Source organism: Stenotrophomonas sp. C-A, assembly GCF_054030835.1.
Window position 1 is genome coordinate 3,373,699 of record NZ_CM132916.1, and the last position, 13,314, is coordinate 3,387,012.

Consider the following 13,314-nt stretch of genomic DNA (forward strand, 5'->3'; position numbering starts at 1 on the left):
ATGCATCAACGCGTGGCTCAAGCCACTTCGTCGTCGCTGGACGGCGGCTGGTCGCCGACGGTCCACAGGCGCTCGAGGGCGTAGAACTCACGCACGCGCGGCAGCATCACATGGACGATCACGTCGCCCAGATCGACCAGCACCCACTCGGCTTCACGCTCGCCTTCCACGCCCAGCGGCATCACGTCGATGTTCTTGGCGAAGCGCACCACTTCATCGGCAATCGACTTGACGTGGCGGGTCGAGGTGCCCGAAACGACAATCATGTAGTCGGCAACGCTGGACCGGCCGCGCACGTCGATCTCGACCAGGTCCTTGGCCTTCAGGTCTTCGGTGGCTTGGCGGACGCTGGCCAGCAGTTCCGGCACGGACGGCGGCGGGCTGGGCAGATCGACCTTGATGGTCTGGGGCTGGGTCTGGTTGCTCAAAGTGGATCGACTCGATAAACGTGGGGGCGATTATACGGGGATGGCGCCGCTACGCCATTCACGCTGTGGCCGGGCGGTACAGCCCGTGTGCAGCCACATAGTCCGCCACGCCGGGTGGCAGCAGGGCGCGCCAGGGGCCGCCGCCGGCGATCTGCGAACGCACGGCGCTGGCCGATTCCTCGCGCAGCGGGTGGTGCAGGCGCAGGATGCGCCCGGCCGGGCTGGCGAACAGGGCCTGCTCGGTGTCGGCCCAGCGCCCTTCCAGCGCCCGGCCCAGCTCGCCATCCACCGCAGCCTGCAACGGGCTGCCCGGGCGCTCCGCCACCACGAAATGAGCCAGCCCGAACAGCGCCTCCCACTCGTGCCAGCGGGACAGGCCAAGCAGGCTGTCGGCGCCGACCAGCCAAGCCAGCGGCCGGCTCGGACCCAGCTCGCCACGCAGCTCGCGCAGGGTGTCCACGGTGTAGGACGGCCGACCGGGGAAACGCGCTGCACGGTCCAGCTCGCGGCGGTCCAGCAGCAGACCCGGTTCGTCGCCGATGGCCAGCGACAGCATGGTGCAGCGCTGCTCGGCCGTGGCGCCGGGCACGGCCCGGTGCGGCGGATCGGCGGCCGGCAGCATGCGCACGGCAACCTGCAGTTCGTCACGGGCAGCGCGCGCGATCGCCAGGTGCCCGAGGTGCACCGGATCAAAGGTGCCCCCGTAATAGATCCGCAGACTCATTGCTCAGGCCCGCGCCAGCAGGCGCACGGCACGCGGTTCGGCCACAGCCACCAGCAGGCGCTCCAGCGCCAGCCAGGCATCACCGTCGGCGCGCCCCTTGGCGATGCGGTCGACCAGCCCGGCTTCGGCCACGAAGCGCTCCCAGCGCTTGCTTTCCGGATGCCGCTGCAGCGCGCGCTTGTACGGCGCCTGCCGCGATTCCCAGATGCCGCGCGATTTCATTTCGGCGGCCAGGTTACCGCCACGGGCCTGCACCCGGGCCAGGCCTGCACCAGCCAGCAGTTCGCGGATCACCATCGGCATCAGTGCAGCCACCGCCTCACCCTCGCCGCGCAGGCCGGCCAGCATGCGCAGCACCGCCGGCGGTTGCCCGGAGAACGTCGCCTCCACCAGCCGGAACACGTCATAGCGCGCGGCGTCGGCCACCAGCGATTCCATCCGTTCCACGTCCAGCGGCTGGCCGTCGGCCAACAGCGCCAGCTTGTCGATTTCCTGGGCGGCAGCCAGCAGATTGCCTTCCACCCGCTCGGCCAGGCGCTGCACGGCGGCCGGGTCCGCGCGCAGGCCCTTGCCACGCAGGCGGCGCTCGATCCAGTCCGGCAATTCGTGCGGCTTGATCGCCCAGGCCACCGACAGCACGCCGATGCGGTTGACCGCCTCGGCCCACTTGCCCTGGTGGGCCTTGCTCCATTCGTTGGCGGTAATCATCAGCACCACGTCCGGCGCCGGATTGGCGCAGAACTGGCTGATCACCTCGGCCCCGTCCTTGCCCGGCTTGCCGCTGGGCAGGCGCACCTCGACCAGGCGGCGGGCGCTGAACAGGCTGGGCGCGTTGAAGCTGGCGTCGAGCTGGTTCCAGTCGAAATCACGGCCATCGGCGTCGAACACTTCCCGCTCGCCGATGCCGGCGGCGCGCGCGCGCGCGCGGATGGCGTCGGCCGCCTCAAGCACGCGCAGGGTTTCCGGGCCGGCAATCAGGTAGGCCGGCGCCAGCGCGGTATCAGCGCCCTGGCTGGCCAGCTGCTCCGGACGCAGTTCCATCGTCGCGGCTCAGTGCTTGGCTGCGGGGACCGGTTCGGCCGGCTCCGCACCTTCAACCGGCTTGTCCTTCGGCGCCGACAGGCTACCGCCCTTCTCGATCTCGGCACGCACCACGCTGTCGATGCGGCGGATGATCGAGGCGGACATTTCCCGGCGCAGTTCATTGGCCAGGATTTCACGTTCGGTGGTGGTACCGGTGGCGTCGGTCGGCGGCGACACGTAGTCGCGCGACAGCTCGATCACCTGCTGCGGCACCAGCTCGCTGCCGTCTTCGCGACGGAAAATGAAGATCACCGCGTAGCGCAGGCTGTATTCCTGCGCACGGCCCTGCGAGTCGATGGCGATCGGCAGGTCGCCCCAGCGTTCGGACAGCACCTGCAGCTGGGTACTGGGTTCCTTGCTGTCCTCATCGGCCAGCCTGGCGCCGGAGGCCAGCAGGCTGCGGTTGAGCAGCTTGACCAGTTCGCTGTACGGCGCAGTGGAAACCACCTTCACCGGTGCCGTGTCGGTCGGCAGCATCAGCTTGTTGCGCAGATGGAAACCGCAGCCGGCAAGGCCGAGGACAAGAACGAGGGCAAGCAGGATTCGGGTCATGGAGACAGTCTGGCGGAGCCGGGCGATCACGGCAACACACAGCGTGCCCGAAGCCGCGTGAATGCAGGGCCATCAAACGCCTGGCCCTGCACCGGAATGGCACCGGCCACCACACGGGTGGCCGGTGCGGGGTACATCAGGCGGCGACGATGTTCACGATCTTGCCGGGCACGATGATGATCTTGCGCACCGTCAGGCCTTCCATGAACTTGGCCGCGTTGGGCTCGGCCAGGGCCAGTGCCTCGACCTGCTCGCGCGCGGCGTCGGCCGCCACGTCGATGGTGCCACGCAGCTTGCCGTTGACCTGCACGGCCAGGGTCAGCGCGTCGCGTACCAGTGCACCGGCATCGGCCTGCGGGAACGGCTGGTCTTCCAGAAGGGTCTCGCCATGGCCCAGCACCTGCCACAGGGCATGGCTGGCATGCGGGGTGATCGGGTTGAGCAGCAGCACGATGGCCTGCAGCGCTTCCTGGCGCACCGCACGGCCCTGCTCGCTGCCATCCTCGAACTTGGCCAGCGCGTTCATCAGTTCCATCACCGCGGCAATGGCGGTGTTGAAGCTGTGGCGGCGGCCATAGTCGTCACCGACCTTGCCGATGGTCTCGTGGGTCTTGCGGCGCAATGCCTTCTGATTGGCGTCCAGCGCGGCCACGTCCAGCGCCGGGGCGGCACCGTCGGCAGCGTGCTTCTGCACCTGGGCCCACAGGCGGCGCAGGAAACGGGCCATGCCGTCCACGCCGGCTTCGTTCCACTCCAGCGACTGTTCCGGCGGCGCGGCGAACATCGAGAACAGGCGGACGGTGTCGGCGCCGTACTTGCCGACCATCGCCTGCGGGTCCACGCCATTGTTCTTCGACTTGGACATCTTCTCGGTGCCGCCAACCACCACCGGCTGGCCGTCGGCGATCAGGGTGGCGCCGGTGATGCGGCCGCGCTCGTCGCGCTGCACTTCCACATCGGCCGGATTGATCCAGTCCTTCGAGCCATCCGGGTTCGGGCGGTAATAGGTTTCAGCAATCACCATGCCCTGGCACAGCAGGTTGCGCGCCGGTTCGTTGCTGTCCACCATCCGCGCGTCGCGCAGCAGCTTGTGATAGAAGCGGAAATACATCAGGTGCAGGATCGCGTGCTCGATACCACCGATGTACTGGTCCACCGGCAGCCAGTAGTTGCCGCGCTTGTCGACGGCGTCACGGGCACCCGGCGAGGTGTAGCGGGCGTAGTACCAGCTCGACTCCATGAAGGTGTCGAAGGTATCGGTCTCGCGCTCGGCCGCCCCCCCGCAGTCCGGGCATGTGGTCTTGCGCCATTCCGGATCGGTCTTGATCGGCGAACCGGTACCCGAGAACGCAACGTCCTCCGGCAGCACCACCGGCAGCTGCTCTTCCGGCACCGGCACCGCACCGCACTTGGCGCAGTAGATCACCGGAATCGGGCAGCCCCAGTAACGCTGGCGGCTCACGCCCCAGTCGCGCAGGCGGTAGTTGACGCGGCGCTGGCCCTGGGCCTTGCGCTCGAAACGTTCAGCCAGCGCTTCGAAGGCGCCCTGGAAGTCCAGGCCGTCGAACTCGGCCGAATTCACCAGTTCAAAGGCACGGCTCTTGTCGCTGTACCAGTCCTGCCAGCGGCTGCCATCCCAGGTGCGCTCTTCTTCGGTGCGCGCATCCTTCAGCGCGATCACCTGTTTGATCGGCAGGCCGTACTTGTTGGCCACTTCGTTGTCGCGCTGGTCATGGCCCGGCACGGCCATCACCGCGCCGGTGCCGTAGCCCATCAGCACGAAGTTGGCGACCCAGACCGGCACCGGCTCGCCGGTGACCGGATGCAGTGCGCGCAGGCCGGTATCCATGCCGCGCTTTTCCTGGGTTTCCAGCTCGGCCTCGGACACGCCGCCCTGCTTCAGGTCGGCCAGCATCGCCGCCAGCTCCGGGTTGTTCTTCGCCGCATGCAGCGCCAGCGGATGTTCGGCGGCGATCGACACGAAGGTCACACCCATCACCGTGTCCGGGCGGGTGGTGAACACGCGCAGCGGGTCCAGCGCGCTGCCGTCGACATCGCGCACGTCGAACTGGATTTCCAGACCCTCGGAACGGCCGATCCAGTTGCGCTGCATGGTCTTGACCGATTCCGGCCAGCCGTCCAGCTCATCCAGGCCGTCCAGCAGCTCCTGGGCGTAGTCGGTGATGCGCAGGAACCACTGCGGGATCTCGCGCTTCTCGACCAGCGCGCCGGAGCGCCAGCCGCGGCCGTCGATGACCTGCTCGTTGGCCAGCACGGTCTGGTCGACCGGATCCCAGTTCACCACCGCGTTGCGGCGGTAAGCCAAGCCCTTGCGCATCAGGCGGGTGAACATGCGCTGCTCATGGACGTAATAGTCCGGGCGGCAGGTGGCGAACTCGCGCGACCAGTCAATGGCATAGCCCAGCGACTGCAGCTGGCTGCGCATGTGGTCGATGTTCTTGTAGGTCCACGCCGCCGGCGCGGTCTTGTTCTTGATCGCCGCGTTTTCCGCCGGCAGGCCGAACGCGTCCCAGCCCATCGGCTGCAGCACGTTGTGGCCGGTCATGCGCTTGTAGCGGCTGATCACGTCGCCAATGGTGTAGTTGCGCACGTGGCCCATGTGCAGCGCACCGGACGGATACGGAAGCATCGACAGGCAGTAGTACTTCGGCTTGTCCGAGGCTTCATCGACCTCGAAGGCACGGGTAGCGTCCCAGTACTTCTGGGCGGCGGATTCAACCTGCTGCGGATCGTAAACGTTGGGTTCGACGCTGGTCATGTAACACGCGGTTGCGGCGGCAAAGCGGTACAGCGTACCGCAGTGCGGCAAATGGCTCCAATCCTGCCCGTCGACCGCCGGCGCCGATTGCGCGCGGAGCCAGTCTCAGCGCGGCCGCGACAACGGCAGGGCCAGGGCGAGCCAGCCCGCCCAGCAGGCGAACGCAAGCCGTTGTGCCAGTGGCGCCGGCAGCACGCCCTGAAGGGCAAACGCCGCCAGCGCGGCCAGCACGCCACAGGCGAGCGCCACTGCGCCCAGCGCGCGGCCATGCGCCTGGCGCACCTGCGACGTGCCCAGCAACAGGGTCCCGGCGACAAAACCCAGCACCCAGATCATCCAGGCGCTGGCATGCAGCTGGCTGGCTGGCCCGTGCAGGTCGTCCACATCCAGCGGCAGCAGCCCCATCGCTGCGAACGCCAACCCGGCCAGCAGCAGCATCTGGCTACCCACCCGCGGCGCCCAGCCGGCGGTTGCCGGCAGCCCGCGGCGCAGGCACTCGGCCACAACCACCGCCAGCAGCCCTGGCAGCACGAAGCCCAGCAGATTGAAGGCCAGCGCATGCGGCACCCCCTGTGCCCCCAGCAGCGCTACCGGGTGGCGGGCCTGCGCGTAGCCGTCCAGGCCAGCGCCGAAACCGAGCACCGCCAGCACGAACAGCAGCGCGGCGACCAGGCCGGACAGGCGCAGCAACGGGGACAGGGACGACATGCAGGCTCCGGAAAGAACAGCGACAGGAAGGCTGCATTGTCAGGCATTTACTACAACCCGGGTTGAGACCGGCATCGATCGTCACCATAGAATCGGTCTCCAGACGCCAAACGATGCTTCCCCCCATGACCGAGACGACCTACGTATTCGACGCCACCACTGCGACCTTCGAGGCCGAAGTCCTGCAGAAGTCGCTGCAGACGCCGGTACTGGTCGACTTCTGGGCCACCTGGTGCGGGCCGTGCAAGACCCTGGGGCCGATGCTGGAAAAGCTGGCCGCCGAATACAACGGCGCCTTCGAGCTGGCCAAGGTCGATGTCGACAAGGAACAGCAGATCGCGGCCGCCTTCCAGATCCGCTCGGTGCCGACCGTGTTCCTGGTCAAGGGCGGCCAGCTGGTGGACGGCTTCCCGGGTGCCATTCCGGAAGGCCAGCTGCGTGAATTCCTGGCCCAGCACGGCATCGTGCCGGCCGACATCGGCGACGCCGTCGCCGAAGACGAAGCCCCGCTGGACCCGCAGGCGCAGGTGGACGTGCTGCGCGCGCAGATCGCCGCCGAGCCGGACAAGGACGAGCTGAAGCTCGACCTGGCGCTGGCCCTGCTGCAGATCGGTGGCGTCGATGAAGCCAGCCTGCTGATTGACGGCCTGCCCGCCAACCTGTCCACCGACGACCGGGCCGTGCGTGCACGCGCCCGGCTGGCCTTCGCCTCGGCCCTGAAGGACGCCCCGGCCGCTGAAGTGCTGGACGCCCGCATCGCTGCCGATGGCAAGGACCTCAAGGCGCGCCACCTGCGCGGCGTACAGCTGCTGCTCGGTGGCCACGACGAAGCCGCGCTGGCCCAGTTCCTGGAAATGCTGCGGATCGACCGCACATTCGAGGACGGACTGCCGCGCAAGGCCCTGATCGACGCCTTCAATGTGATCTCCGACGAGGACCTGGTCGGCCAGTACCGTCGCCGGATGGCCTCCCTGCTGTTCTGAACGGGAACCCACTTCGTTCAGAATCCCTGCACTGAACGCGGGCAATAATGCACGGGATGGCGGCCGTACGGCCGCCACGATCCGTTCGGGGGGATGAGGTCGGGGCCATGGGGTCTTGCAGCTGCGCCCCCGCATTGCCGGGATTGCAAACTGTGACCTTCGTCCGCTCGCTGTCGTTCGCCATGCGCTTCCAGGGCGCGCTGCTCTGCGCTCTTCTCTTCCTGCCGGCCATCGCCGCCGCCCAGGACTGGAACTACCGGGTCCGTCCCGGCGATACCCTGTGGGATCTGGGAGGCCTGTACCTCAAGCCCTCGGTGCGCTGGCAGCAGCTGCAACAGCACAACCGCATCGACAACCCCTACCAGCTGCCGCCGGGCCAGCTGCTGCGCTTCCCGATCAGCTGGCTGCGCATCGAACCGGCACCTGCCCGCGTGCTGTCGGTGCGCGGCAAGGTCGAAGTGTCCGGCGCCGATGGCAGCGCCACGCGCGCGATACTCGCCGGGGAACAACTTCGCATCGGTGACACCGTGCAGACCGAAGGCGACTCCAGCGTCACGCTTGAATTCGCCGACGCCTCGCGCCTGCAGCTGCGCGAGTATTCCCGGCTGCGCCTGGACCAGCTGAGCCGCTACGGCCACACCGGCATGGTCGATACCCGTCTGCGCCTGCAGCAGGGCCGCGCCAGCAACCGGGTGACACCTGCCCGTGGCCCGGCCTCCCGCTACATCATCGACGCACCTACGGCGACCAGCAGCGTGCGCGGTACCGTATTCCGGGTCAGCGCAGGTGACACCGGCCACGTAGCTGCCACCGAGGTACTGCAGGGCAAGGTGCAGGTCGGCAACACCCACGGCAAACGCCTGGTCCAGCCTGGGCAGGCCAGCCGCAGCATCAGCGCCGATGCCGCACCGGACGCTGTCTCCGCCCTTCTTCCAGCGCCGCAGCTGCGCAGCGACGATGTGCGCCTGGCGCCCCTGCCGACCCTGCTCGCGTGGGACCCTGTCGACGGCGCCGCGCGCTACCGCGTTGAAGTGGTGCAGGCAGCGACGCCGGAAATCCTGCTGTTTGCCGCCACCACTGCCGACACCCGGCTGGCGATCGGTGACCTGCCCCCCGGCCAGTTGCGCATCCTGTTGCGCGCCGTGGATGCGCAGGGCGTGGAAGGCCTCGACGCCAGCGCCGATTTCGAACTCAGCGACCAGCCCCCGCCGCCGCTCACCGTGACCCCCCTGCATGGGCAGACCGTCAACAGCGACCGCCCGCGCTTCCGTTGGAGCCAGGCGCCGGGCGCGCGCAGCAGCGTGCTGCAGATCGCCGCCGAGCCGAGCTTCGTGCAGCCGCTGCAGGAACAGAGCACCCAAGGCACCGACCTGCGCCTGGCGCAGCCGCTGCCGCCCGGCGAGTACTTCTGGCGGGTGGCGTCGCGCGATGGCAACGGCCACCAGGGCCGTTACGGCCAGGCCCTGCCCCTGCAACTGAGCAATGAACCGGTCGACCCTGCCCTGCAGCCGCCTGAAGCCGCGCATGGCGAGCTGACCCTGCGCTGGCAGGCCGGCAGCGAAGGCCAGCGCTACAGGGTGCAGGTGGACCGTCGTGGCGACTTCAGGACGCCCCTGGTCGACCAGACCGTGAGCGAGCCGCAGGTCAGCTTCAAGCGGCCGTGGAGCGGCACCCTGCATGTGCGTGTGCAGTACATCGACGACGACGGTCATGCGGGCGAGTACTCACCGGCCCAGCAGATCAAGCTGCCCTGCCGCCTGTGCTACGGCGCCGGTGGTGGCGCCCTGCTGCTGTTGCTGTTGTTATGAGGCGCTCGCCGCTGCCGTGGTCGAAGCGGATCCTGCTGGCACTGCTGGCCGGCGTGCTGACGGTGATCGCCAGCCAGGGCCAGTGGCTGTGGCGGCAGGACGAAGCCGCCTATGACGCCATGGTCGGCAACTGGGACTACCGCCCCGACCCCAGCGTGCTGATCGTGGCCATCGACGAGGGCAGCCTGCAGCGCATCGGCCAATGGCCCTGGCCCCGCTCGATCCATGCCCGCCTGCTGGACCGGCTGACCGACGCCGGTGCCGAGCGCGTCGCATTGGACCTGATGCTGTCCGAACCTGATCGACGCGACAGCCGCCAGGACGAAGCGCTGGCCGCGGCGATCCGCCGCAATGGCCGGGTGGTGCTGCCGGTGCTGGCCGCGCCCGCGGCCGGTGATCGCATGGCGGAGGAAATGCTGCCGGTACCGCAGATCGCGGCCAGTGCCGCGGCGATCGGCCATACCGACGTGGAAGTGGATGGCGATGGCGTCGCGCGCGGTGTGTATCTGCATGCGGGCATCGGCCAGGCTCACTGGCCGGCACTGGGCCTGGCGCTGGCCGCCCTGCCGCCGGGCGCGGTGCACGGCCTGCCTGACCCTGATCCGGAGATCGGTTCGCCCTACCAATGGCGGCGCAACGACTACGTGCGCGTGCGCTATGCCGGGCCGCCCGAGCGCCTGCCACAGGTGTCCTATGCCGACGTGCTGGATGGTCACGTGGACATGGCGATGCTGCATGGCCGCCGCATCGTGGTAGGCATGACCGCCAGCGGCATCGCACCGCGGCTGCTGACCCCGACCACCCGCGAGTTCTGGATGAGCGGCAGTGAGTACCAGGCCAACATCGCGTCGATGCTGCTGCAGCACAAGCAGATCGATCTGCTGCCCCGCCTCTGGCAGCACGCCATCAGCGGCGTGCTGGTGGCGCTGTGCGTGATCCTGCTCGGCCTGCGCCTGCCATGGCTTGCTGCGCTGTGCTCGCTGCCGCTCCCACCGCTGCTGAGCTGGTTGCTGTTGCGCGCCGGTGACCTGTGGTGGGCACCGGCCAGCGCAATGCTGGGCATCCTGCTGGTGCTGCTGGCCTGGGCGACCTGGCGGGTCTCGGCCTGGCACCGCCTGGCCAATCGCGATGCGCTGACCGGTCTCGGCAATCGCCTGCGCTTCGAGCAGTCGCTGCAACAGGAATGCGATGCCGCGCGACGCAGTGGCAAATCCCTGAGCCTCGCGCTGATCGACGTTGACCATTTCAAGCGCCACAACGACCGCCACGGGCATCAGGTCGGTGACCGCGTGCTGCGCGATGTCGCCCGCCTGATCGGTGCACATGCGCGACGTCCACGCGACATGGCCGCGCGCTACGGTGGCGATGAGTTCGCACTGGTGCTGCCGGATACCCCGGCCGAAGGCGCACGCCAGGTCATCGAGGACCTGATCGCCTGCGTGCGTGCACTACCGGCGCCCGGTGACGGCAGCGAAGCAGGCGTCACCCTCACCATCGGCGTGTTCACCCGCGTACCCGACGGCACGCTGCAACCGCACCATTTCGTCGAGGGCGCCGACACCGCGTTGTACCAGGCCAAGGCCAACGGCCGCGACGGGTATGTGATCGACGGCGAGGCATGACCCTCGCCGCCCGGGGTGCAACATACGCATGCGAATGGTTAGACTGGACACCTCGCCCTGCGCCCCCGGACCCGCATGAACGCCCGCCTGTTCCGCTTCGGCATCAATCTCTGGCCGCCATTCCTGTTCACCGGCATCCACGTCACCCGCATCACGCCGGACTACCGGCAGATCGATGTCGAACTGCGCCTGCGACCATGGAACCGCAACTACGTCGGTACCCACTTCGGTGGCAGCCTGTTCGCGATGACCGATCCGTTCTGGATGCTCGGCCTGCTGCACATCCTCGGCCGCGACTACTACGTGTGGGACCGCGCCGGCGCTATCGACTTCCTCAAGCCGGGCCGTGGCATCGTGCGGACGTCGTTCCGCATCGACGACGCGCTGCTGGACGAACTGCGCGCGGAAGCGGCCAGTGGCGAGAAGGTGCTGCGCTGGTTCAGCAACGACGTGATCGATGAGAGCGGCGAGGTGGTCGCCCAGGTCCGCAAGCAGGTCTATCTGCGCCTGAAGCCACACGCACGCTGATCATCGCTGGGACGCTATCCTCTGGCCTCTGCCATGGAGGCCCCGATGCGCCCGTACACCCTTGCTGCACTGCTGAGCACCCTGCCGTGCGCGGCCCATGCGCTGGACCTGCCGCCGGTGCAGTACCCGACGCTGCCGGCACAGGCTGCCACTGCCGCCGGCTTCGTGCCCAACGGCTGGACGCTTGAATCCAGCATCGAAGGCGATCTCGACCAGGATGGCCGCGCTGATCTGGTCCTGGTACTGCGCCAGCAGGACCCGCGCAACGTCATCGAACACGATGGCTTCGGCCCCTCGCCGCATGACAGCAACCCGCGCATTCTCGCCGTGGCATGGTCACGGCCAACCGGCTATGTGCTGGCGGTGCAGGACCATCAGCTGATTCCGCGCCCGGAGAACCCGGTGATGAGCGATCCGCTTGAAGAAGGGGGTGTCAGCATCCAGCGTGGCACGTTGAAGGTCGCGCTGTTTTCATTCGCCAGCGCCGGAAGCTGGTCGATGGGTACCACCGCCTTCACTTTCCGCTGGCAGGACGGCGCGTTCGCGCTGATCGGCTACGACCAGGATTCGGTGATGCGCAATTCCGGAAAGACCGAATCGCTGAGCGTGAACTTCTCCACGCGCAAGGTAAGGCGCGCCGAAGGCAGCATCGAGAACGACAAGGACAGCGTGCGCTGGCAGCCACTGCACGGCACCCGTCGCTGGACGCTGCAGACGGTCGGCGATGGCTGGGCATTCGATCCGCAGGCCGGCACCGACTGAGCCACAGCTCAGTCGCGGGCAGCGGCGGTTGCGCCGGCGCCAGCCACCAGCGGTACGGACAACCACGGGCTCTCAGCGTTGCCACGCGGCGGCGAACGACGCGGCACCTGCAGATGGCGGCCATCGGCCGACAGCTGCGGCGACCGCACCGGCGAGCGGAACTGCGCCGGCAACCGCTGCAGCGCCTCAGCCGGATCTTCCGCCTGCTGCCGCAACCAGCGCTGTGCGCCCAGCAGGCGCAGCATTGCCGCCGCATCCTGGGACCGTGACGAATACGCGGGATAGACCGGCGCGGCGATCTCGGTCAGCACGCATCCCATCACATTGGACAGGCAACCGAAATCCCGCTGCGGCGGCGCCTGTACCGGCAGCGGCCGATCAGCCTCCAGCGCCGCCATCGCGGCTGCGCCACAGGCCCAGCCAAGATTGCCGGCCGCGCGCGCCAACGTGCTGCTCCGATCCAGTACCAGGACGCCGCCAAATTCCTGGGCCGAAGACTCGATCGCCGCCCGGCTCATCGCATACTCGCCTTGCATGGCACGGCACAGGCTCTGTTCCTCGGCCCGCAGCGGCTGCATGGCCTGTTCGCATACCGCGGGCAACGGATGGCCGGCAGGCAGTTCGACCAGCATGTCGGCCAGCAGCTGGGCATTGGCCTGCACCAGGCTGGCACCGATGATGCTCTCGACCAGATAACTGCTGCCGGGCACCAGCCGCCGGCCCAGCTGCAGGCCACGGCAGGCGCCACGCAGGGCACCGTCGATATCGCCCTGCACGTACGCCAGCGCGCGTGCACTGGTGGCGTCCATCACCACGCCATAGGCCGGCAACGGGACCAGAATGCCCTCGCCCTTCGGCGGAAACGGCGACATGAAGTAGTCCGCTTCGGCCAGCTGATCCAGCCGCGCATGCAACTGCTGGTGGCCGGCGTGGGCCTCCACGAAGCGTTGCGGGTCCGCGCGGACCTGGGCGAGGCAGCCGCTGGCGGCCGGCCCGCAACTGGCACCGGGCCGCGAGTGCAGCTCGGCATGGTTGGCCACCAGGTGTGTCCGGCCGCCGCCTCCACCGTGTGGGTCGGCCTCCCAGCGCCGTACATCCTCGGCCAGCGCCTGCTCGCGCTGCTGGGCATCCAGGTCGTCGAATGGCAGCGTCCACAACAAGGCATAACCGTTGTGCCCGGTCGCCGGCAGGCGTGCTTCCAGTCGCTGCTGCGCCTGCAGCCGCGATTCGGGTACCGGCCACATGCGCGAGGCGCACCACACCACGATGGCCAGCACCAGCAGGCCTGCCAGGGTCCAGCCCAGTCCGCGCAGAATCTTCAACACAGCTTCCCTTCC

General features: G+C 68.5%; 12 protein-coding genes. 5 read left to right on the forward strand and 7 right to left on the reverse strand.

Annotated elements, in window-relative coordinates; all coding sequences use genetic code 11:
• Positions 1-17 precede the first annotated feature (17 nt).
• The 6 genes from rsfS to ACW5IY_RS15910 form a co-directional block, all read right to left on the reverse strand.
• Positions 18-428, reverse strand: a complete 411-nt coding sequence (gene rsfS / locus ACW5IY_RS15885; RefSeq protein ID WP_005418109.1) for a ribosome silencing factor — start codon at positions 426-428, stop codon at positions 18-20.
• A gap of 58 nt (positions 429-486) precedes the next feature.
• Complete coding sequence (nadD, locus tag ACW5IY_RS15890) at positions 487-1,152, reverse strand: nicotinate-nucleotide adenylyltransferase (RefSeq protein WP_010482945.1); 666 nt, start codon at positions 1,150-1,152, stop codon at positions 487-489.
• A gap of 3 nt (positions 1,153-1,155) precedes the next feature.
• Positions 1,156-2,193, reverse strand: a complete 1,038-nt coding sequence (holA, locus tag ACW5IY_RS15895) for a DNA polymerase III subunit delta (protein WP_010482943.1) — start codon at positions 2,191-2,193, stop codon at positions 1,156-1,158.
• 9 nt (positions 2,194-2,202) lie between these two features.
• Positions 2,203-2,787, reverse strand: a complete 585-nt coding sequence (locus ACW5IY_RS15900) for an LPS-assembly lipoprotein LptE (RefSeq protein WP_010482940.1) — start codon at positions 2,785-2,787, stop codon at positions 2,203-2,205.
• A 136-nt stretch (positions 2,788-2,923) separates the two neighbouring features.
• Entirely contained in the window at positions 2,924-5,566 is a 2,643-nt protein-coding gene (gene leuS, locus ACW5IY_RS15905) for a leucine--tRNA ligase (RefSeq protein ID WP_049437364.1), read from the reverse strand.
• Positions 5,567-5,671: 105 nt separating this feature from the next.
• Positions 5,672-6,274 carry a DUF998 domain-containing protein gene (locus tag ACW5IY_RS15910; RefSeq protein ID WP_049437352.1) on the reverse strand — a complete coding sequence of 201 codons (603 nt, stop codon included), beginning with the start codon at positions 6,272-6,274 and terminating at the stop codon, positions 5,672-5,674.
• Positions 6,275-6,399: 125 nt separating this feature from the next.
• On the opposite strand from ACW5IY_RS15910, the gene trxA reads away from it, so the two are divergent.
• The 5 genes from trxA (at position 6,400) to ACW5IY_RS15935 (ending at position 11,977) form a co-directional block, all read left to right on the forward strand.
• On the forward strand, positions 6,400-7,257 hold the full coding sequence (trxA, locus tag ACW5IY_RS15915; protein ID WP_049437354.1) for a thioredoxin: 858 nt from the start codon (positions 6,400-6,402) through the stop codon (positions 7,255-7,257).
• Between the two features lie 107 nt (positions 7,258-7,364).
• A complete protein-coding gene (locus tag ACW5IY_RS15920) occupies positions 7,365-9,065 on the forward strand; it encodes a FecR domain-containing protein (RefSeq protein WP_049437356.1) in 1,701 nt (566 codons plus the stop codon).
• Positions 9,062-10,687 (forward strand): CHASE2 domain-containing protein, encoded by a 1,626-nt coding sequence (locus ACW5IY_RS15925; RefSeq protein ID WP_049437357.1) that lies wholly within the window; start codon positions 9,062-9,064, stop codon positions 10,685-10,687. Before ACW5IY_RS15920 ends, ACW5IY_RS15925 begins: the two co-directional genes overlap by 4 nt.
• A 75-nt stretch (positions 10,688-10,762) precedes the next feature.
• A complete protein-coding gene (locus tag ACW5IY_RS15930) occupies positions 10,763-11,215 on the forward strand; it encodes a DUF4442 domain-containing protein (RefSeq protein WP_010482929.1) in 453 nt (150 codons plus the stop codon).
• Positions 11,216-11,260: 45 nt separating this feature from the next.
• The gene (locus ACW5IY_RS15935) at positions 11,261-11,977 is read left to right on the forward strand and encodes a hypothetical protein (RefSeq protein WP_049437358.1); all 717 of its coding nucleotides are present in this window, start codon (positions 11,261-11,263) and stop codon (positions 11,975-11,977) included.
• An 8-nt stretch (positions 11,978-11,985) separates the two neighbouring features.
• Here ACW5IY_RS15935 and ACW5IY_RS15940 read toward each other — a convergent pair whose 3' ends face one another.
• On the reverse strand, positions 11,986-13,302 hold the full coding sequence (locus ACW5IY_RS15940) for a hypothetical protein (protein ID WP_049437360.1): 1,317 nt from the start codon (positions 13,300-13,302) through the stop codon (positions 11,986-11,988).
• Between the last annotated feature and the right edge of the window lie 12 nt (positions 13,303-13,314).

Coding starts and splice junctions, on each gene's coding strand:
- trxA (WP_049437354.1), top strand. CDS start 6,400: ATGACCGAGACGACCTACGTATTCGACGCCACCACTGCGACCTTCGAG.
- nadD (WP_010482945.1), bottom strand. CDS start 1,152: ATGAGTCTGCGGATCTATTACGGGGGCACCTTTGATCCGGTGCACCTC.
- ACW5IY_RS15935 (WP_049437358.1), top strand. CDS start 11,261: ATGCGCCCGTACACCCTTGCTGCACTGCTGAGCACCCTGCCGTGCGCG.
- ACW5IY_RS15900 (WP_010482940.1), bottom strand. CDS start 2,787: ATGACCCGAATCCTGCTTGCCCTCGTTCTTGTCCTCGGCCTTGCCGGC.
- holA (WP_010482943.1), bottom strand. CDS start 2,193: ATGGAACTGCGTCCGGAGCAGCTGGCCAGCCAGGGCGCTGATACCGCG.
- ACW5IY_RS15925 (WP_049437357.1), top strand. CDS start 9,062: ATGAGGCGCTCGCCGCTGCCGTGGTCGAAGCGGATCCTGCTGGCACTG.
- leuS (WP_049437364.1), bottom strand. CDS start 5,566: ATGACCAGCGTCGAACCCAACGTTTACGATCCGCAGCAGGTTGAATCC.
- ACW5IY_RS15910 (WP_049437352.1), bottom strand. CDS start 6,274: ATGTCGTCCCTGTCCCCGTTGCTGCGCCTGTCCGGCCTGGTCGCCGCG.
- ACW5IY_RS15930 (WP_010482929.1), top strand. CDS start 10,763: ATGAACGCCCGCCTGTTCCGCTTCGGCATCAATCTCTGGCCGCCATTC.
- ACW5IY_RS15920 (WP_049437356.1), top strand. CDS start 7,365: ATGGGGTCTTGCAGCTGCGCCCCCGCATTGCCGGGATTGCAAACTGTG.